The organism is Serratia sp. (in: enterobacteria), from assembly GCF_052400455.1.
GTDB lineage: Bacteria > Pseudomonadota > Gammaproteobacteria > Enterobacterales > Enterobacteriaceae > Serratia > Serratia ureilytica.
The window spans coordinates 3,301,434-3,320,517 of sequence record NZ_CP185812.1; the positions used below are offsets into that span (position 1 = coordinate 3,301,434).

A 19,084-nucleotide genomic window follows, 5' to 3' on the forward strand; every position below is an offset into this window, starting at 1 on the left:
GGTGCTCAGGCCCGCTGCGGCGGGCCGTTTTTTCCTCAACGCACCAGCGCCAGCGCGCGCTTCTCCTGGCTGCGGCCGCCGGCGATCGACAGCAGCAGGTCTTTCACCAGCAGCGCCGGGGCGGACAGCGACTGTTGGCTCGACATGCACAGCGACAGCGGCACCGACATCGTCGGCGCATTGATGCGCGCCATCCAGGCCTTGGCCGGGCCGATCATCGCGCGCGCCACCGACTCCGGCAATACGGTCGCCCCCAACCCGCCGGCGATCGCAGCGCTCAGCGCGCCCGAGGATTCAATCTCCCCCACCACGTTGACAGCCAGCTTGCGCAGCGCCATCGCCTCCTCCAGTTGGTTGCGCACCGCATCCCCCTCGCGCGGCAGGAACAGGTTCAGCCGCGCCACGTCCAGCAGCTCGACGCTGTTGCCGGGATGCGGCACCGCGCGCGTCGCCACCAGATAGAGATCCTCCCGCATCAGCGCGACGGTGTGCAGACCGGCGGGCATTTTGGCGCCGTAGACCATCGCCATGTCCAGCGTCTGGTTGGCCACCTGTCCGGCCAGCGCCGCGCCGCTGTTTTCATGCAGGCTGAGCAAAATGCCTGGCTGCTGATCGCGCAGGGTTTGCAGCAGCGGCAGCGCCAGCTGCGCTGCGGTGCTCCCCGACGCCAACCCGAGAGACACCTGGCCGCTCATCGCCTGCCCGGCGCTGTTGACCGCGCTCTGCGCCTGCTCGCACTGGCGCAAAATGGTTTGCGCGTGGGCATACAGAATGTTGCCGGCCTCGGTCGGCTGCACCCCGCGCTTGGTGCGGATCAGCAGCTGTTGCTTCAGCTCCCCCTCCAGCGTCGCCAACTGCTGGCTGAGCGCCGGCTGGGCGATATGCAACACCTCCGCCGCCTGGGTCAGGCTGCCGACATCGACGATTTTCACGAAGTACTTCAGACGTCTGAGATTCATAGTGCCTCCAGCGAGCCGCTAAATTGAGAATGCCGAAATCCGGTCATGCAACCGCAGCAAGATCCAGGCCAGAGTCGTCAAAAGGCCAAAAACGGCGGCAAATGGCCGATTATCGGGCGAGGCGCGCCACAACGCAGGGCACGCGTTGCACCACCGGCAGGCAACGGCGCCGCCTCAGCGGGCAATCCGGCGGCGCTGCGCGTGAGATAAGCGATAAAAGCGAGAAAAAGCAGCAGGTTGGGCAATCTTACAGCAAACGCGCGCGCCGGGCGTTTTCGCGCTTTACAAGCCGCAACCGCCCCGCTATTATTCGCCCCGTTCACACGATTCCTCTGTAGTTCAGTCGGTAGAACGGCGGACTGTTAATCCGTATGTCACTGGTTCGAGTCCAGTCAGAGGAGCCATATTTAGAGAAGCCCGCTCAGGGAAACCCGAGCGGGCTTTTTGCCTTTCAGCCGCCGTCAAAAGCTGCGCTTCGCCACCAGATAGGCGCCCGCCACCAGCAACAAGGCGCCGAACAGCGCCGGCAGATTCTCGCGCAGCGCCGCCGGGCCGGCGCGGTAGACGTCCACCAACAGCCCCATGCACAGCTGGCTGGCGACCAGGATCGAGATGGTGGCCGCCGCGCCCAGTTTTTGGTAGCCCAGGATGCCGGCGAACACGAACAGCGATCCCAGCAGCCCTGGCAACAGCATCCACCATTTGGCGGCGCCGGTCACTTTCGCCACCGCGCCGAGGCCATTTTTGGCCAGCAGCAACCCCACCAGCAGCAGCAAACCGACGCTGGAGTTGATCACCAGCGTAATGAGGATGGTCGAGACGCTTTCGGTGATGCGCACCATCAGCAGATTCTGCACCACCAGCCCCATCCCGGCCGCGATCAGCAGTAACAGCATATTCATCGCCCTGTCTCCCGGGATCAGCGCGCGGGCGGCGTCGCCCGTTCGTCGAGCCTCAGTTGCAGGAACGTCAGATCCAGCCATTGGCCGAATTTAGCGCCCACCTGTTCCATGCGCCCCACGTCGCGGAAACCCAGCGCCAGATGCAGCTTAATCGAGGCCCGATTGCCGGATTCGATGCCGGCCACCATCACATGTTTGCCGATTTCCCGCGCCCGTGCGATCAGCGCCAGCAGCAGCGCCTTGCCAATCCCTGCGCCGCGATGCGCCTGATGGACATACACCGAATGTTCCACGGTGTGGCGATAGCCGTCCCAGGCGCGCCAGTCGCCGAACGACGCGTAGCCGATCGCTTCGTCCTCGGCGTTCACCGCCACCAGCACCGGGTAACCCGCCGCCTGCCGTTCGCCGATCCACGCCGCGCGATTGGCCGCATCCACGGTTTGTTCATTCCAGATGGCGGTGCTGTTCAACACCGCGTCGTTATAGATAGCGGCAATCGCCGCGCTATCGTTGAACGTCGCATTTCGTATAATCATGGTTTACCCCGGCCAATTGTCCACTATAATACTACGATATGAATATTAAATTAGACAATCTAAATCAGCTGATCGGCGCACGCATTCGCATTGAACGCGAGGCGCGCCACTGGTCGCTGTCCGATTTGGCCGAACGGGCGGGCGTCTCACGGGCGATGGTTCATAAGATCGAGCGCGGCGAGAGCAGCCCGACGGCGATGCTGTTGGGCAGACTGGCGGGCGCGTTCGGCCTCAGCATGTCCAAGCTGATCGCCCGAGCGGAAACGCAGGAAGGCCGGCTGCTGCGCCGGGAAGATCAACCGGTCTGGGTCGATCCCGAGAGCGGTTACGTGCGGCGCCACGTGTCGCCCCGCACCGATTTGCCGCTCGATCTGGTGCGCATCGAACTGCCGGCCGGCGCGGCTATCCCGATGCCGGCTTCGGTGTACGCGTTCAAACGTCAGCTGATCTGGGTCTTATCCGGCGCACTGGTCTTTATCGAGGGTGACGCGCGCCATGAGATGGCCGAGGGAGACTGCCTTGAGCTCGGCCCGCCGGCGGACTGCCGATTTGAAAATCAGAGCGACCAACCGTGCGTGTATATGGTGGCGGTGCTGAGCGCCGCCTGACGGCCGTCTGTCCTAACCCTGCGCCGGGCGGTTATAGCCGGCGCGGAAAAACTTCTCCGCCAACCGGCTGTCGCCGCCGGAGAAGAACTCGCTCATCGGCTCGCTGCCAAGCCCATAGGCGCGGCTGAGCTGCCCGGCCTCGAACGCCGCCCGGTTCTCGTCGCCGCAGCGCTGCGCCAAATGGTGCGCATAGCCGAGCACGAAACCGCGCTTGTAGTCGGAGCAAAAGCGCGACAGCTCCGCCTCCGGTTTCAGGTTGTCCGCTTTTAATCCCGCCAACAGCCCTTTGCCAAAATGATCCCCCATCGGTTCCTCCTTATCACGCAATCGCTATATAACAAAATATACAGCGAATAGGCGAACGCGAACATACTCCCAAAGTTTTACTCGCAGCATAAAAAAGGCCCGCCAAGCGGGCCTCGGCGAGAACGCGCGATCACAGCGTGAAATTCAGCCCTTCGCTGACGGTGTTGCCCAGCGGCAGGCGGCCCGACGGCGCCTCTTTTTCCTGCAGGAAATCCGGCAGGCGGGATTTGTCGCCCGGTTTGCCGATCGCCACCATGGCGTGCACCGCATAGTCGTCCGGCAGCTGCAGCGCCGCTTTGATCTTGTCGTGGTGAATGCCGCTCATGCAGTGGGTCAGCCAGCCTTTCAGGTGCGCCTGATGCGCCAGGTTGGCCCAGGCGGCGCCGGTGTCGAACGCGTGGGTCGGGTTGTCCACCAGCCGCTCGCCGTTCAGGCTGGTGGTTTTGGAGACGATCACCACCAGCGCCGAGGCGTGTTGCGCCCAGCCGCGGTTGAAGTCGATCAGGAACTCCAGGTAGTTCTCCCAGCTGTCGGAGCCATGCTTGCTGTAGGCAAAACGCCACGGCTGAATGTTGTAGGCCGAAGGCGACCAGCGCGCCGCTTCAAAGAAGCTCAGCAGCGTTTGATCGTCGATGGCGTCGTTGGTCATCGCGCGCGGCGACCAGCGCTCGATAAATTGCGCGTCAATCGGGTAATCGGAGATTCTTGGCTGGCTCATGATAGGTTCTCGCAGTGAAGTAAAAACAAAAGTTCGCTGATATTCCCACAGCTTAGGACGGTAAAACTTTTATTTCGTGCCATTGTCCTGCGGCAATTCCTGCTGCAGCCAGGCCAGAAACGCCCTGACCGGCGGATGCCGCTCGCGCCCCGGCGCGCACAGTACGCTGTATGCGGCGCCCGGTACGCGCACCTCGGGCCGGTACGCCGCCAGCAGGCCGTTGTCCACCATCTCGGACACCATCACCGAGCTGGCGAGCACCCACCCTTGCCCGGCCACCGCCGCCTGCAGGGCGTAATGCTCCTCGTGATAGCTGCGCATCGCCGCATGGCGCCGCCACCAATCGACCCCGGCGGCCCGGCACCAGTCATGCCAGCCGCTGTCGTACAGCGCCGAATCCCCCCACTTGACGGTGATCAGCACCGGATTTTCCGGCTCGGCAGCGGCCAGCCCCGGCGCGGCGTAGACGCCAAAGCTTTCCTCCAGCCGCGCCGCCTGATGCAGCGCGGGATAGTGCGCGCGGCTGTAGCGCACCGCCACGTCCACGCTGGCGTCTTGCTGCAGATCGATCACCTCGGCGCAGGCCTCCAGGCGCACCAGATAGTGCGGATACGCCTGATAGAAGCGCCCCAGGCGCGGCACCAGCCACAGCGCCGCGAACGAGTGCGTCACCGAAACGCACAGCGATCCTGCGCTGTGCTGCGGCCGCAGGCCTTCGAGCGTGGCGGCGACGTCCAGCAGCGCGCCGTGCACCCCGGCAAACAGCGTTTCCCCCTTCGGTGTCAGCCGCACGCCGCGCGGTACCCGCTCGAACAGCGCAAACCCCAACTGCTGCTCCAGCGCTTTGATCTGGTGTGATATCGCCGTCGGCGTCACCGCCAGTTCGGCCGCCGCCAGTTTGAAGCTGCGCAGGCGAGCGGCGGATTCGAAGGTGCGTAATGCGTTGACGGGCAGCGTAGCGAACATGGTGAAGCCTCTCCAGATGAGTTGAATTCATCCTGGCAGAAAAGCCGTCATTTGTCGCCCGCCGGGATTTGTTTCTAGAGTAAGGCTGAATTCATTTCACACAGAGGAATATGACATGAATGCAACTCATCAACCCAAGCGTTTGGCGGTGCTGGTCGGCAGCCCGCGCCGCGACGGCAACAGCGCCACGCTGGCACAGGCGATCATGGCGGGCGCCGCCGAAGCCGGCACCGTCGCCAGCCTGCATTTTCTCGACGATTACCTGAGCGGTTTTCTGAGCGATGAACGCCATACGCCTCCGCCGGCCGATCGCTACGCCGAGTTGTTCCTGGAGCACTTCCTGCCGGCCGACGGCGCGGTATTTTGCACGCCGATTTACTGGTACGGCATGTCGGCGCAAACCAAGGCCTTTTTCGATCGCTCATTCAGCTTCTATTCCAATGCCTACCCTCAGGCGGCGGACGTGCACCAACGCATGAGCGGCAAGCGCATCGGGCTGGCGGTGGCGTCGGAAGAGACCTACCCCGGCGCGGCGTTGGGCATCGTGCATCAGATCCAGGAGTTCAGCCGTTACACCCATTCCGCCTTCGTTGGGCTGGTGCACGGCGCCGGCAACCAGCGCGGCGAGATCGCCCGCGATCCGCGCAACCCGCTGCGGGCCGCCCGCGAGTTGGGGCGCGAGTTCTTCACCCGCCCCTATTCGGATTATCAGATGGACAGCCCGCGCAGCACGCAGGTGTGGGCGGACTGACGCTTGAGTCTGCCGGTAAATCGCACTGTCACCCTCCGGCGGCGATCGCCGCCAGCAGATGACGCGCGACGCTTTCGGCGTGTTCCGCCACCTGCGGCAGCCCCATCAGTTCGCCAAAGCGGCCGCGCGCCGCCGGGCCGGCCACCAGCAGGCGCGGGTTGGCCAGGCCGTCGCCGCCGATCGCCTGGCTGTCGGCATTGACCCACAGCCCCAGCCCCAGCGGATCGGCGCGCAGCGCCCCCTGCTCCGCCAGTGAACGGAGCAAGGGGCTGGCGGCGATCAGCCCGGCATGGGCCGGGCCCGTGGTGATCAGCAGCCGCTGCGCCTGCAGCGCCCGCTCTGCGCCTTGGCGCGGCAAAATCGTCAACCTTACGCCCTGCGGCGTTCGCTCCGCCCGCCGCAAACGAGCGGCCAATACCTGCAGCGTGCCCGCCGCCTGTTGCTCCGCCAGCAACGTGCTCACCTGCGGCGCAAGGCGATAGCGATGCACGTCCCAATAGGCGCGCAAATGCCGCAGAAAGCGCTGCTGTTCGGTCGGCGTCAACGCTTGCCACAGGCGCTGCCCCTGGGCGCGCACCGCGTCCAACACCGCCTGCCACGGCACCCGTTGCCGAGCGGCGCGCGCCACCTCAAGGCGCACCTGCCGCACCCCAGCGCGCAGTCCGGCGGACGGGGCAAACGACCATGTCGGGTACTCCCCTTCGGCATTGGGGCGCGGCAGCAGGCCGTGACGAGAGAAGGCGGTAATCGGCCCGCGATGCCCGCGGCGGTGCAACGCCGCCACCGTATCGGCCATCGTCAGCCCAGTGCCGACGATCGCCAACGCCTCACCGGGTTCAACTTCGTCCAGCGCCTCCGCCGCCCAGGGATTGGCGATCAGACGCGCATCGCGCGCCAGCTCCGGGGCGATCTGCCGCGGCAGCGCGGGCGGCGGATGGCTGGTCGCCAACACCACATAGTCGCCCCACAGCCGTTCGCCGCCGGCGGTGATGACGGTCGCGCCCTGCGCCTGCGGCTGCAGGTGCAGCGCCCGATCGCGCAGGTGCCGCAAGCGGGCCCGGCCCGACTGCGCCGCCTGATGGAAACGTTCCTCGACATAGCGGCCGAAGGCGCCGCGCTGCGGATAGGCTTTACCGTCGCGCCACAACGCCTGTGGATCGGCCACCAATCCGCCGCCCAGGCGATACCAGCGGTCAAAATCCCCCGCCGGCTCATCCGCCAGCTGCATCCGATCGGCCGGGACGTTGATGCGGTGGGTCGGTTCAGTGGTCGAGTAGGCCACGCCATAGCCCGGCGCCGCGCGCGGTTCGATCACCGTGACATCCACCGCTCCGCGCGCCAGCTGGATCGCCAGCGCCGCGCCGGTGAAACCGCCGCCGATAACGATAATATGGGCACGCTTCGCCATCAGCCCTCCCGCTGTACCGGGCCGGGACGACGATCGCCGCCGATGGTTTCGCCGAACGGGCCGGTATTGATCGTGCGGGCCGTCTGATGGGCCGGCTGCGCCAGCGGCAACAGCGGCATCACCAGTTCGGCGAAGCGGTGGGCCTCTTCCAGATGCGGATAGCCGGAAAGGATGAAATTGTCGATGCCCAGCGCCTGATACTCGCGTATGCGCGCCGCCACCTGCTGCGGATTGCCCACCAACGCGGTGCCGGCGCCGCCGCGCACCAGGCCGACGCCGGCCCACAGGTTGGGGCCGATGCGCAGACTCTCGCGCGAGCCGCCATGCAGCTCGCTCATGCGGCGCTGGCCGGTGGAGTCCATGCGCGCAAAGATCTGCTGCGCCGCCGCGATGGTGTCGTCATCCAGATGCGCGATCAGGCGCTCAGCCGCCGCCCAGGCTTCGTCTTCGGTTTCGCGCACGATAACGTGCAGGCGAATGCCGTAGCTGAGTTTACGTCCCTGCCGCTCGGCGCGCTGGCGCACCGCCGCCAGCTTTTCCGCCACCTGAGCCAGCGGCTCGCCCCAGGTCAGGTAGGTGTCGATCTGCCCGGCGGCGATGTCGATCGCTTCCGGCGAGGAGCCGCCGAAATAGAGCGGCGGGCCGTTTTCCTGCACCGGCGGGAACAGCAACTCGGCGCCTTCGACGCGAATATGCTTACCGCTGAAATCCACCTTCTCCCCTTGCAGCAGCCGTTGATACACCGTGAGAAATTCCTGTGTCACCTCGTAGCGTTCGGCATGGCTGAGGAAGATGCCATCCCCTTTGTTTTCCACCGGATCGCCGCCGGTCACCACGTTGATCAGCAGGCGCCCGTCCGACAACCGGTCCAGCGTCGCGGCCATGCGCGCCGCCAGGCTCGGCGGCTGCAGGCCGGGGCGCACCGCCACCAGATAGCGCAACCGACGGGTGAGCGGTGCCAGCGCCGCCGCCACCAACCAGGAATCCTCGCAGCTTTTACCGGTTGGGATCAGCACGCCGTAATAGCCGAGGTTATCGGCGGCCAGCGCCACTTGCTGCAAGTAAGGCAAGTCTACCGGGCGCCCGCCCTGCGCCGTGCCCAGATAGCGGCCATCGCCGTGGGTCGGCAGAAACCAGAAAACGTTGATGCGTTCTTTCGCTGACTCAGTCATTTATGCTTTTCCTATATAACTATTCTCAATATTTATCGATAGAAAAATCTTGCTTGGTTATAAAACGAAAAGCAGGATGCATGCCACAGTGGCGGATTTTAAAAATCAATATATATCAATACGTTGAAAAGATATCACCGCCCAAACGCTGCTGCATTGGCAGCAGGCGGCGGCGAAAAGCTGTTGCCAATGCAGCACCGTGCGCCTTTTACCCTCTCGCGGCCGCTCATGGGCTGGGATAAGATTTTTTTCCCCCTTCGCCGTCAGCCAGGAGACGCCCATGTACGATCCCCAACCGTTCGCCGCCGACAAACCGGTGCTGATCGATCCGGCGTCGCTCGCTCTGCAAAGCGTGCTCGATCGGCTGGCCCCCACCGATGCCACCGTACTGATCGTCGGCGAAACCGGCACCGGCAAAGAGGTGGTGGCGCGCTATCTGCACCACCACAGCGCGCGCCGCCATCGCCCTTTTTTGGCGGTCAACTGCGGCGCGCTGACGGAAAGCCTGGCGGAAGCCGAATTGTTCGGCCATGAGAAAGGCGCCTTCACCGGCGCCGTCGGCACCCATCAGGGCTGGTTCGAAGCGGCGGAAGGCGGCACCCTGCTGCTGGACGAGATCGGCGAACTCAACCTGTCGCTGCAGGTCAAGCTGCTGCGCGTGTTGCAGGAACGAGAAATCACCCGCGTCGGTTCGCGCAAACCGCTGAAGATCGATGTGCGGGTCATCGCCGCCACCCACGTCGATCTGGCCGGCGCAATCCGCCAACGGCGCTTCCGCGAAGATCTCTATTACCGGCTGAACGTCGCGGCGGTGACCTTACCCCCGTTGCGCCAGCGGCCGGAGGACATTCCGGCGCTGACCAGACACTTTCTTGCGCTGTACGCCCGCCGGCTGGGACGGCCGCCGCTGCAGTTGACGGTGGAGGCGCAGCAGGCGCTGCTGGACTACCCCTGGCCCGGCAACGTGCGCGAGCTGGAGAACACGCTGCATAATGCGGTCTTGCTGAGCCAGGAGGGGCCGATCGCCCCGCAGCAACTGCGGCTCACGCAACGCCTGACGGATCACGGCGGCGGCGGTGACGACGCCATCGATCGCTTCGTGCAGCAGCAGTTACAAGGCGACAGTACCCAGCTCTACCAACGGGTGCTGGATGCGCTGGTGCGCAACGCCTTCGAACGCAGCGGCGGCAACCAGCTGCAGGCGGCGGCCTTGCTCGGCGTCAGCCGCAATACCCTGCGCACCCATTTGGCGCATCTTGGCCTGATCAAACCGCGCCGCCGCAGCGCCCGCGCGCCCGCGCATTCGCCGGCCATCAGAGCAGCGCCGCTGCCCGAACGCGAACTGCGCATCGGCTATCAAAAATTTGGCAACCTCGGCGTGCTCAAGGCGCGGCAAAGCCTGGAACAGCACTTCGCCGCACAGCGCATCAGCGTACTGTGGAGCGAGTTTCCCGCCGGGCCGCAGCTGCTGCACGCGCTCGACGGCGATGAGATAGACTTCGGCACCACCGGCGAAGTGCCGCCGATCTTCGCGCAGGCGCAGGGCAACGCGCTGGTGTATGTCGGGTTTGAGCCGCCGGCGCCGCAAAGCGTGGCGATGGTGGTGCCGCAAGACAGCCCGATACGCAGCGCCGCCGATCTGCGCGGCAAACGCATCGCGCTCAACAAAGGCTCCAACGTGCACTATTTATTGCTGCAGATGTTGGACGAACAGGGACTGACGTTGAACGATGTGCGCATCGTCTATGCGCCGCCGAAGTATCCGCTGTCGGCGACCGACCTGCAGGCGGTGGACGCCTGGATGATGTGGGATCCGCTGCTCAGCGACGCGCAGCGCAGCGGGGAACTGCGCGTGATCGCCGACGGCACCCAACGGGTGCTCAATCAGCAATTCTATCTGGCGCGCCGCGAGTTCGCCGAACGCTCGGGCGATCTGTTGCAGCCGCTGATGCAAGCATTGCAGCACACCGGCCGCTACATTGCCGCGCAGCCGAGAGAAGCCGCTCGTCACCTTTCCGACGAACTGGGGCTGGCGAGCGCCTCGCTGGAACTCGCGCTGTCGCGCCGCAGCCACGAGATCCGCGCCATGGATTTGCAGGTGATCCGCCAGCAGCAAAGCATCGCCGACCGCTTCTACGCCCTGGGGCTGTTGCCCAAAGCGATCGCCGTGCGCGAGGCGGTTTGGCCGCTGGGATCTTAGCCTGGCTTCGGAGGGCGCAGCATCGGCCGCCCTTTCTCCTCTGCGCACAAACTCATATCGCCGTCGGAGCCGGGCGGTAATGCCAATGCCGCAAAGACATTTTTAGGTAAAATATACCGCCGATGTCAGTGCTAGGATTAATTCGCTATCATTTTATGTGCACTTTCAATTAACGTTACCCTGTTATTTTCGCATTCGCCGGTCGTCACGACCGGCTTTTTTATTTCCCCGCTTCCCTGCCAAAAATATCGTTTTTTGGTAAAAAAAAGCGCGCCAGGTAGGATTACATAGCAACTGCATGGCCTTATTTCCCGTGTAGGGCCGTGCATCTCAGAGAGATTGTCGATGTTTCATTGGCCGGCGTTAATCGCCGGCTTTTTTTATCTTCATTTCATGACGCCTGCGCGTCGCAGGCCTCACGTCTTATTGCCAAAGAGGATGCGCGCATGCCGAGTCCATTGTTCCGTGAGATAACACTTTTCGGTAAAGACAAAACCTCAACGCGCGCTATTATTTAATTGTAGTGTTGTCATACCTATTGAATACCCCATGCTTACCGACCCTCGCGGTCGGTTTTTTTTCTTCTTCACCAACCGTTCCGTTGGCGGCAACAGGCTTATGGGGCGTTGACGGGAGGGCGCCATCAAAATATCGATGGCATAACCCAAGCTTTCCGTTGTGATCAGGCAACCTGCTGCCGCGCGCGATAAACAGAGCTCATTTTATCGGGATGAAATACCACATGCTGACGTTTTCCTTTTCACCGGGGCAGTGATCGTGAATTTTAAAGATTACGCTTTGCGTGATGAAGATATCCAGGGAAGCCAACACCCCCTCATAGAGCGATAGGATGAACTCGTTTTCGCTCATCTTTTTTTCATTGCGTCTGATCGCAATGTACTTTGCCGATGCGTTGTACAGGCTACAGGTTATTGGATTCTTTACGTTTACCTTCATCTGCCCCCGGCTGATTACCGGCGAAAGCAGTTGCACGATCCTTTTATTCTCGTAATACTCATGCAAATTCAAATACACGATGCTGCTGGGGAAAGGCTCTTTATCGAAGCCAATAATCGGTTGATAATTGAGAAAAGGCCAATCGCGCAGGGTTCTGAATGTTCTCGGCGGGCAACCGAATTGATTTGAAAACGCACGGCTAAATGATTGCTGAGAACTAAACCCGGAGAGCAACGCGATTTCATAGATCTTCATATCGGTACATTTCAGCAATAACGTCGCGCGGCTTAGTCTGCGCTTTCTGATATAGGTCCCTATCTTCATCCCTTCGTACAAATAGAACATCCGCTGTAAATGCCCGATGGAATACCCTGACTTAATGGATAGCGCCCTTATTGATACATGGCTTTGTGTATCAATGGCTTTTTCAATGATAGCGATTATCTCATCTAAAATATTGCGTCTGAACTTGTTAGAACAATCCATAGTAAAGCCTGTCATCTTGCTATTTTTATTATTGAATGCATCTCTCTTCTTGCGGAACCAAAAGCTGTCCGGCTTGCTTTCTTTCGAAGAATGGCATTCCCATATCCGTTCAAATATATCCACGCATCACGTTGCACAAAAATCATTTCCAAGGCGAAAGATGCCGATTCCCCTCTCGCACAAGATGAGATTCACAAAGAAGTCGTGTGGAAAAACGCTGATAAACCACGGACGCCAAGACAGAAAACGCTCAGCGTTTATTCTGCCTCAAAAAACGCAGGCCACAGCCAGAAGATAAATAGCAAGCGATATTTTTCGTGAAAATACCCCCTCATACTCCTCCCTGAATGTCATTATCCTTGATACCCCCTTGGATTAACCATTATTTAATTTCGCAATCCCCTGCCTGGCCTATTTGCCGCTTAACCACCCACTCTTAAACATAGAATAGTTAATTATTTCGATTCGAAAAGATGTTACTGTCAATAAATTGACAGCCATATAGAGTTTTTATCTATCAATGAGCAAAAAATGTGCTCCCACCACCTTGATTCATTCATACAAACTCATGAAAATCAATAAATTAATACACTTAAAATGTATCCCTGCACTTTCTCCTTCTTCGCCATACGCTGCTATTTGGTAAATGACACTTTTAAGTACATTTTTTTTAATTTACCGCGTTAATATTGCAAGCGTTCTATACTCAGGATATTTCCTAAAAGAACGGATAAATTGGGGGCTTATCGCTGAATACCGATAACGCGTTATTTTACCCAACGCAACCATTAGGCAGATAACTAAAAGGGAGCTCCTGCATGTTTATAACCAAAGTCATTGAGGAGCTGCTCGCCTGGGTGGAAGAAAGTGGGTTCAATGAGAAGCTCACCGTTGAGATGCTGTCAGAAAAAAGCGGATATTCACGCGGGCATATCCAAAAAGCGTTTAAAGATGAAACAGGGATGACTTTCGGGAGCTATGTGAGGGGCAGAAAACTCATTCGCGCCGCATTTATGTTGAAAGCGACTAACCTCTCTATTTCCGATATCGTTAAAGCGCTGAACTTTCAGTCATATCAATCCTTTGAACGGGCGTTTCGCAAGCAATTCAGAACCTCGCCGATGCAGTATCGCAAAAGTAAATCGTGGGACGTGTCCTCCGCCATCCCATTGCTGTTTCTCGACGGCATTCCCGAGCATCGCTATGTGCACCTGCCAAAATTTTTCGACGATTCAGGGGATGGCGTTGATGCAGAGATAGATCACTTCCATCCTGCGGTTTCCGCGCTGCGATTGGCGGCAATTGATAACATGAAAAAAACGGACAGCGGCGTGATTAACTTTTTCAATTTTGGCGCGAGCATCAAGAAAGAAAATTACGTCAGCATCTATTTGAAGACCCTCTATATTTCTGAAGAAGACTGTCTTGGCAGCGTGCTTGCCTCTCTGGCCGACGCCCAGGGAAAAAAAGACATGCAACTTTATGCAGAGTTCAGTTATGACGGCGCAAGCGATGAGGCGCAAAAATTCACGCAAAGTATCTACACCAAATCATTCCCGATAAATAAAGTTGGCATGATCGATCGCTTTCTCATTGAAATTATCACCCCCAAAGGCGGCGATAGAATAGAGATGAAGACCTATATCCCCATTGTCTTCCCTATCAAGCACAGAGAGAAAGAGATAGCGCCAGGGCCAGCGCGGTAACCCTGTCACTATCGGCGTTGCTATTTATTAAAAAGGGTAATGATTTATATTAAACAATAAAGAGTTATGATGAATTTAGGCTCAAAACCACTCATTACCCACTCGCTGCAAAGCGCCAACTTTAAGACTTATCTAATTGGAAAACACATCAATATCGCCCTGAAGATCGCGCCAAGATGAGTTCTTCTCGCCCCCACAAGGAATCACCGCTTATCCGTTAAGCGTTGACTTCGATATGACTTACGTACCAAAACCTTAAATATCAATGTGTTACCCACATTTGCTTTTTGTGCGGCCGATTGGATAACTTATTGTTTTTATTCTATTTGCGCTAAATACCCCGCCTGAGCGCAACCGGCATTTTTCGCTTTATCCCGCCCGCACGCTTGTAGACATCCCCAGGTAGTGACGATATTTTATTTCTACGAGACTTATTTTTACGGGTGCTATCAATATGCCTTAAACAAGAATAAAGCGCGTCAGGAAAATAGAATTATGAGTATTCAAGTATGGTCTAAAAACCTAAAAAAACACTATCCTAATGTTAATGTTGAAAAAGTCACCGTCGGCGAACGCGGGAAAGGTTATATTGTCTATGTCGATGGGGAAAGAATGGCATTAAATCATTTTTTTCGCCGTTTCTATCGACACCGGCTTGATAAAGAATGACGTTTCACCCTGAACTCAACGCAGGGTAAACCTCTACGCAACCTCGTGATTAAAAGCAATTCCGCATTCATCATCACTCTAAATAATTAGTCCAGAGAGGCTCTTTCATTCAATGCGTTTATCACTGCAATAAAATATCGGATTGCCCAGCGCACCCAAAAAACCGTATCTCTGCGAGACGGTTACAACCCGGTATTAAATAAAAATGTTGATGGTTATTTTTATCGCGCGCGTTCTGTCATCGCCCAATAAAAACCCCTTATCTTGGTCTGGCGACTGATCCAAGCCGCAATGGCCACTGTTGAAATGGATATCAAAACGACAACTCAATGCCCCTAAAGCGTTAAAGAATAAAAAGTCTCAAGGCGGGAAATGCCTTGCCTTTCGCGCCGGCATTTTACGCGTTGGCAGCGATGGGATGGTGATCCAATGTGGATTTAAAAGTCAAAGGAAAACATATGATTAGAACATCGTTTGGTAAGAGAGCCGCAATAATCACGTTCTTTTGCTTGCTGGTTTTTTCTGGCGTCGCGTTAACCGTGGGGGGAATTTGGCTGATCGCCCTCGGCGGATCGTTCTACTATGCCATTACCGGGATAGGCTACATCGCCGCCGCAGTGCTGGTCCTCAAGCGCAGCAAATCGGCTTGTTACTTAACCGGCCTGCTGTTTTTGATGACGGTGCTGTGGGCGCTTTGGGAATCGGGGCTTAACTACTGGGCATTGTTCCCTCGTCTGCTGGTGCCCGCCGGCCTCTCTATTATCGCCGCGTTTTTACTTCCCTCGTACCTGCACGGCGCCAAGAGTCGAAAGCAGGCTTACATCGCCGGTTCGGCATTATCCGTGGCCTTTGTCGCTTTCTTTATCGGCGCCTTCTTTCCCCATGGCGAAATTACCCCTGCTGGCGACGTGACGTTTATCGAGAGCAAAAGCGACAATGCGCCTGCCGATTGGAGCGCCTATGGCCGCACGACGGAAGGAACGCGCTACGCGCCGTTCAATCAGGTGAACCGTTCAACCGTCAAAGATCTGAAACTCGCCTGGGTGTATCGCACCGGCGATTTCCGGCCGGGCGTGGACCAAAATACCCCGCTCGCGATTGATGATGTGGTGTATAGCTGCACGCCCAACGGCCTTATCACCGCTATCGATGCCGATACGGGTAAAGCGCGCTGGAAATTTGACTCGCATTCCACCTCCCCCGTTTGGCAACGCTGCCGCGGGCTTGGCTACTACAAAAATGAGGAGGTTGCGCCAGGCGCTCTGTGCGAGAAAACGATCGTTCACACCACGATCGATGCCCGCCTCATTGCGCTGGATGCCAAAACGGGCCAGAAATGCCCCGCCTTCGGTCAAAACGGTGAGGTGAATCTCGGCCAGCATATGGGGGAAGTCAAACCGGGTTATTACTTCCAAACCTCGGCGCCGACCATCGCCAGAGGGAAGATTATCGTCGGCGGCTGGGTTATCGATAACGTAATGAAAGGCGAGCCTTCCGGCGTCATCAGGGCGTTCGACGCCAAAACCGGCGAGTTGGACTGGGCATGGGACTTAGGCAATCCGGGCATCACCAAGGCTCCGCCGGCCGGAAGCACCTATACCCGCGGCACGCCGAATATGTGGACCACCGCCGCCTATGACGACAAATTAGGCTTGTTGTATGCGCCGCTTGGCAATGCAACGCCCGACTATTACGGCATGAATCGCCCGGAAAATTCGGATGAGTACAACTCTGCCCTGGTCGCCATTGATATTGAAACAGGCCGTGAGCGCTGGAAATTCCAAACCACGCATCACGACATTTGGGATTATGACCTCGCGTCCCAACCCGCGCTGGTAGACGGTTTTGATGAGCAACATCGCCCGGTGCCCGCCCTTTTGCTCGGCACCAAACGCGGGCAGATTTTCTACCTGAACCGGGAGACCGGCAAGCCGCTGGCGCAGGTTGAAGAGAAAGCCGTGCCGACCCAAGGCGCCGCAGAGGAAGAGCGCCTCTCGCCAACCCAACCGTTCTCCGTCGGCATGCCGACCATTGGCGCCGAACGCCTGACCGAAGAAAAAATGTGGGGCACCACCCTGTTTGACCAGATGGCCTGCCGCATCCTGTTCAAACAGATGAATTACCAGGGCGACATGACCCCGATCGGCACCCGCCCAACGCTCGAGCAGCCCGGCAATTTAGGCGGACTCAACTGGGGGAGCATGTCGATTGATCCTGTAAACCATATGGCTTACATGAACGATGTGCGCATCCCGAATGTGTTTTGGTTAGTGGCGCGCGACAGCTATGAACGCGTCGCGAAGCAGTACCCGCAAAAAGTGATCGATGGCCACGGGCCTTCTCCCATGATCGGCACGCCATACGGCATGATCACGTTGATGTGGATGTCGCCGCTCGAAGTGCCTTGCAACCAACCCCCTTACGGCACGATCACCGCCGTCGATTACAAAAACAAAAAGATCGCCTGGCAGATACCGGCCGGCACCGCCGAAAAAATGGGGCCGCTGGGCATCAGATCGCACCTGCCGATGCCGGTTGGCATGCCCACCTACGCGGGCACCATGACGACCGCCGGCGGCCTGGTCTTCTTCGCCGGCTTCCAGGACTATTATCTGCGCGCCTATAACAGCAGCACCGGCAAAGAAGTCTGGAAATATGCGCTGCCGGTCGGCGCGAGCGCGACGCCGATGAGCTACGTTTCGCCTAAAACCGGCAAGCAATACATCGTTATTGTGGTCGGCGGCGCCGCGCATTCGTCAGAAACCGGCGATTACGTGATGGCGTTTGCGCTGCCTTAACCCTTTGCCCCGTTTGCCTGCGCCATCACACAGGCAAGCGGGGGCGAAGACCGGCCTTGCTCAACTGCGCTTTCTTTATCGACAGCGGCCGCCGTGGCCGCTGTTCAGCCTTGGCCGACGAGCCCGCCTGAGGGGCGGCATGCAGAAAAACCGTTTGATAACGGCGAGAAAAATTAAATCCACAAAAGGTTCACGATGGAAACATTCTTCACCATATTGATCTTATTGCTCACCGTCTCGTTGTCCGGCGTCGTGACGCGCATATTGCCCTTCCAGATCCCGCTTCCGCTGATGCAAATCATCGTTGGCGCCGTGTTGGCCTGGCCGCAGTTTGGGTTGCATATCGACTTCAATCCCGAGCTTTTCTTGATGCTGTTTATTCCCCCGTTGCTGTTCGCCGACGGTTGGAAAACGCCGGCGCAAGAGTTCATCCATTACGGCAGAGAAATCCTTTGTCTGGCCCTGGTGCTGGTGATCATCACGGTCGTCGGGGTGGGTTATCTGATTCACTTCCTGCTCCCGTCAATCCCCCTCGCCGCCGCGTTTGCCCTGGCCGCCGTTCTGTCGCCAACGGACGCCGTGGCGCTGTCCGGCATCGTCGGTAAAGGACGCATGCCCAAACCCGTGATGAGCGTAATTGAAGGGGAGGCGCTGATGAACGACGCCTCCGGGTTGGTTTCCCTCAACTTCTCCATCGCTGTCGCGCTCGGCGCGATGGCGTTTACCCTGGAGAGCGCCTTTCTGACCTTTCTTCAGGTATCGATTGGCGGGGTGCTGTGCGGCATCATTATTGTCTTTCTCTATAATCAAATGGTTAAGTTCATCCATAAATGGATGTATAACGATTCCGCCACCCAGATTATTTTCTCGCTGTTACTGCCCTTTTCCTGCTATCTGATTGCGGAAAGAATCGGCGTATCCGGCATCCTGGCCGCCGTCAGCGCCGGCATGATGATTGGCCAATCCAAAGTGAATCGCAGCATGCCGCTGGTGCGTTTACGCACCAATAATATTTGGGAAATGCTCGAGTTCGTGTTTAACGGCATGGTGTTTATTCTGCTTGGGCTGCAGCTGCCGGGCATCTTGAACTTCACCGTGGCGCAAACCGGTATCGATCATTCCATCAGCCTGGAGACACTGCTGGCTTACGTGGTGATCATCTATTTTAGTTTGATCGCCGTGCGTTTGATTTGGCTGTGGCTGATGAAGGTCGGCAGCGCGACCCTGATGCGCAAAGATCCGCTGTTATTTTCGAAATTCAGCACGCGCGATCTGTTCGTCGCCGCCTTTGCCGGGGTGCGAGGGGCGGTGACCCTGGCGGGCGTGCTGTCAATTCCGCTGTTTCTATTGGATGGCTCGCCATTTCCGGGGCGGTATCAGCTGGTGTTTATCGCCTCGGGAGTCATCTTGCTGTCGATCGTCGTCGGCATCGTCACGCTGCCCTTCCTGTTGCGCGGCAATCTGCCGCCGGAAGAAGATCAGGAAGAGGCTTTCTCCGTTTCAGAAGCCTTGGCGAGCGCGGCGACCAAGGCCGTCAACGAAACCAAGGAAAAGCTGCTCGTCGCCCCGCCGGACGACGCCACGCCGGAACTGATTGAAGAAACGACGCGGCGGATGCTGGACGTGCTGCAACGTAAAATTCTCACTAAAGAAGACGTTAAGAATATCGTGGCGCTGAAGCGGCTGGAAAAGCAGCTGTACTTAGCCTCGTTGCACGCGGAAAGAGAAGAGCTGTACCGGCTGCGCCGCATGAAGAAAATCAGCCATGAGAAACAGAGAAAGCTGCTGCATCGCATTGATATTACTGAGGTGCTGATCGCTGAAGACAGCGTTTAAACGAGGAGATGAAGGCGGTTCGCCCCCCGCCTTCGGCGCGCGATTGCCGGCCCAACGCCGCAATCGCGCGCCGCAATCGAACGGGAGCTCACGCCACGCCCGCCGT

16 protein-coding genes and 1 tRNA gene are annotated in these 19,084 nt (G+C 58.6%); 8 read left to right on the plus strand and 9 right to left on the minus strand.

What is annotated here, in order from left to right; genetic code table 11:
- Positions 1 to 35 precede the first annotated feature (35 nt).
- Positions 36 to 959: a nitrogen assimilation transcriptional regulator NAC gene (gene nac, locus ACORQT_RS16045; RefSeq protein WP_164057587.1), complete on the minus strand. Its 924-nt coding sequence runs from the start codon at positions 957 to 959 to the stop codon at positions 36 to 38.
- Positions 960 to 1,287: 328 nt separating this feature from the next.
- Between nac and ACORQT_RS16050 the strand changes: the two genes are divergently transcribed.
- A tRNA-Asn gene (locus ACORQT_RS16050) sits at positions 1,288 to 1,363 on the plus strand.
- A 57-nt stretch (positions 1,364 to 1,420) separates the two neighbouring features.
- Here ACORQT_RS16050 and ACORQT_RS16055 read toward each other — a convergent pair.
- Positions 1,421 to 1,861 carry a DMT family transporter gene (locus ACORQT_RS16055; protein ID WP_164057588.1) on the minus strand — a complete coding sequence of 147 codons (441 nt, stop codon included), beginning with the start codon at positions 1,859 to 1,861 and terminating at the stop codon, positions 1,421 to 1,423.
- Between the two features lie 17 nt (positions 1,862 to 1,878).
- The gene (locus ACORQT_RS16060; RefSeq protein ID WP_033651829.1) at positions 1,879 to 2,397 is read right to left on the minus strand and encodes a GNAT family N-acetyltransferase; all 519 of its coding nucleotides are present in this window, start codon (positions 2,395 to 2,397) and stop codon (positions 1,879 to 1,881) included.
- Between the two features lie 38 nt (positions 2,398 to 2,435).
- Between ACORQT_RS16060 and ACORQT_RS16065 the strand changes: the two genes are divergently transcribed.
- On the plus strand, positions 2,436 to 3,005 hold the full coding sequence (locus ACORQT_RS16065; RefSeq protein ID WP_033643689.1) for a helix-turn-helix domain-containing protein: 570 nt from the start codon (positions 2,436 to 2,438) through the stop codon (positions 3,003 to 3,005).
- 12 nt (positions 3,006 to 3,017) lie between these two features.
- Here the strand turns inward: ACORQT_RS16065 and ACORQT_RS16070 are convergent, their stop codons facing one another.
- The 3 genes from ACORQT_RS16070 to ACORQT_RS16080 all read right to left on the minus strand — a co-directional run bounded on the left by ACORQT_RS16070 (position 3,018) and on the right by ACORQT_RS16080 (position 4,995).
- Positions 3,018 to 3,311 (minus strand): DUF2623 family protein, encoded by a 294-nt coding sequence (locus ACORQT_RS16070; RefSeq protein WP_033643690.1) that lies wholly within the window; start codon positions 3,309 to 3,311, stop codon positions 3,018 to 3,020.
- A 130-nt stretch (positions 3,312 to 3,441) separates the two neighbouring features.
- Positions 3,442 to 4,029: a nitroreductase family protein gene (locus ACORQT_RS16075; RefSeq protein WP_033643691.1), complete on the minus strand. Its 588-nt coding sequence runs from the start codon at positions 4,027 to 4,029 to the stop codon at positions 3,442 to 3,444.
- A 69-nt stretch (positions 4,030 to 4,098) separates the two neighbouring features.
- Positions 4,099 to 4,995: a LysR substrate-binding domain-containing protein gene (locus ACORQT_RS16080; RefSeq protein ID WP_089191983.1), complete on the minus strand. Its 897-nt coding sequence runs from the start codon at positions 4,993 to 4,995 to the stop codon at positions 4,099 to 4,101.
- A 115-nt stretch (positions 4,996 to 5,110) separates the two neighbouring features.
- On the opposite strand from ACORQT_RS16080, the gene ACORQT_RS16085 reads away from it, so the two are divergent.
- Positions 5,111 to 5,746, plus strand: a complete 636-nt coding sequence (locus ACORQT_RS16085; RefSeq protein WP_042784975.1) for a flavodoxin family protein — start codon at positions 5,111 to 5,113, stop codon at positions 5,744 to 5,746.
- 28 nt (positions 5,747 to 5,774) lie between these two features.
- On the opposite strand, the gene ACORQT_RS16090 is transcribed toward ACORQT_RS16085, so the two are convergent.
- Positions 5,775 to 7,154 (minus strand): FAD/NAD(P)-binding protein, encoded by a 1,380-nt coding sequence (locus tag ACORQT_RS16090; protein ID WP_089191984.1) that lies wholly within the window; start codon positions 7,152 to 7,154, stop codon positions 5,775 to 5,777.
- Positions 7,154 to 8,326: an FMNH2-dependent alkanesulfonate monooxygenase gene (ssuD, locus tag ACORQT_RS16095; RefSeq protein ID WP_089191985.1), complete on the minus strand. Its 1,173-nt coding sequence runs from the start codon at positions 8,324 to 8,326 to the stop codon at positions 7,154 to 7,156. Before ssuD ends, ACORQT_RS16090 begins: the two co-directional genes overlap by 1 nt.
- Positions 8,327 to 8,606: 280 nt before the next feature.
- Here ssuD and ACORQT_RS16100 point away from each other — a divergent pair, with 280 nt between their 5' ends.
- Positions 8,607 to 10,526 (plus strand): sigma-54-dependent Fis family transcriptional regulator, encoded by a 1,920-nt coding sequence (locus ACORQT_RS16100; protein ID WP_089191986.1) that lies wholly within the window; start codon positions 8,607 to 8,609, stop codon positions 10,524 to 10,526.
- A gap of 717 nt (positions 10,527 to 11,243) precedes the next feature.
- On the opposite strand, the gene ACORQT_RS16105 is transcribed toward ACORQT_RS16100, so the two are convergent.
- Positions 11,244 to 12,092, minus strand: a complete 849-nt coding sequence (locus ACORQT_RS16105) for a helix-turn-helix domain-containing protein (protein WP_223524802.1) — start codon at positions 12,090 to 12,092, stop codon at positions 11,244 to 11,246.
- A gap of 695 nt (positions 12,093 to 12,787) precedes the next feature.
- Between ACORQT_RS16105 and ACORQT_RS16110 the strand changes: the two genes are divergently transcribed.
- The 4 genes from ACORQT_RS16110 to ACORQT_RS16125 all read left to right on the plus strand — a co-directional run bounded on the left by ACORQT_RS16110 (position 12,788) and on the right by ACORQT_RS16125 (position 18,978).
- Complete coding sequence (locus ACORQT_RS16110) at positions 12,788 to 13,675, plus strand: helix-turn-helix domain-containing protein (RefSeq protein ID WP_164057590.1); 888 nt, start codon at positions 12,788 to 12,790, stop codon at positions 13,673 to 13,675.
- 495 nt (positions 13,676 to 14,170) lie between these two features.
- Positions 14,171 to 14,344 carry a hypothetical protein gene (locus ACORQT_RS16115; protein ID WP_154219870.1) on the plus strand — a complete coding sequence of 58 codons (174 nt, stop codon included), beginning with the start codon at positions 14,171 to 14,173 and terminating at the stop codon, positions 14,342 to 14,344.
- A 458-nt stretch (positions 14,345 to 14,802) separates the two neighbouring features.
- A complete protein-coding gene (locus ACORQT_RS16120; RefSeq protein ID WP_049866695.1) occupies positions 14,803 to 17,142 on the plus strand; it encodes a membrane-bound PQQ-dependent dehydrogenase, glucose/quinate/shikimate family in 2,340 nt (779 codons plus the stop codon).
- A gap of 195 nt (positions 17,143 to 17,337) precedes the next feature.
- Positions 17,338 to 18,978, plus strand: coding sequence for a Na+/H+ antiporter (locus tag ACORQT_RS16125; protein WP_016927100.1), 1,641 nt, complete (start codon positions 17,338 to 17,340; stop codon positions 18,976 to 18,978).
- The last annotated feature ends 106 nt before the right edge of the window (positions 18,979 to 19,084 follow it).

Bases quoted from the DNA above. Each gene is read 5' to 3' on its own strand.
- nac (WP_164057587.1), bottom strand. From the start codon at position 959: ATGAATCTCAGACGTCTGAAGTACTTCGTGAAAATCGTCGATGTCGGC.
- ACORQT_RS16055 (WP_164057588.1), bottom strand. From the start codon at position 1,861: ATGAATATGCTGTTACTGCTGATCGCGGCCGGGATGGGGCTGGTGGTG.
- ACORQT_RS16060 (WP_033651829.1), bottom strand. From the start codon at position 2,397: ATGATTATACGAAATGCGACGTTCAACGATAGCGCGGCGATTGCCGCT.
- ACORQT_RS16065 (WP_033643689.1), top strand. From the start codon at position 2,436: ATGAATATTAAATTAGACAATCTAAATCAGCTGATCGGCGCACGCATT.
- ACORQT_RS16070 (WP_033643690.1), bottom strand. From the start codon at position 3,311: ATGGGGGATCATTTTGGCAAAGGGCTGTTGGCGGGATTAAAAGCGGAC.
- ACORQT_RS16075 (WP_033643691.1), bottom strand. From the start codon at position 4,029: ATGAGCCAGCCAAGAATCTCCGATTACCCGATTGACGCGCAATTTATC.
- ACORQT_RS16080 (WP_089191983.1), bottom strand. From the start codon at position 4,995: ATGTTCGCTACGCTGCCCGTCAACGCATTACGCACCTTCGAATCCGCC.
- ACORQT_RS16085 (WP_042784975.1), top strand. From the start codon at position 5,111: ATGAATGCAACTCATCAACCCAAGCGTTTGGCGGTGCTGGTCGGCAGC.
- ACORQT_RS16090 (WP_089191984.1), bottom strand. From the start codon at position 7,154: ATGGCGAAGCGTGCCCATATTATCGTTATCGGCGGCGGTTTCACCGGC.
- ssuD (WP_089191985.1), bottom strand. From the start codon at position 8,326: ATGACTGAGTCAGCGAAAGAACGCATCAACGTTTTCTGGTTTCTGCCG.
- ACORQT_RS16100 (WP_089191986.1), top strand. From the start codon at position 8,607: ATGTACGATCCCCAACCGTTCGCCGCCGACAAACCGGTGCTGATCGAT.
- ACORQT_RS16110 (WP_164057590.1), top strand. From the start codon at position 12,788: ATGTTTATAACCAAAGTCATTGAGGAGCTGCTCGCCTGGGTGGAAGAA.
- ACORQT_RS16115 (WP_154219870.1), top strand. From the start codon at position 14,171: ATGAGTATTCAAGTATGGTCTAAAAACCTAAAAAAACACTATCCTAAT.
- ACORQT_RS16120 (WP_049866695.1), top strand. From the start codon at position 14,803: ATGATTAGAACATCGTTTGGTAAGAGAGCCGCAATAATCACGTTCTTT.
- ACORQT_RS16125 (WP_016927100.1), top strand. From the start codon at position 17,338: ATGGAAACATTCTTCACCATATTGATCTTATTGCTCACCGTCTCGTTG.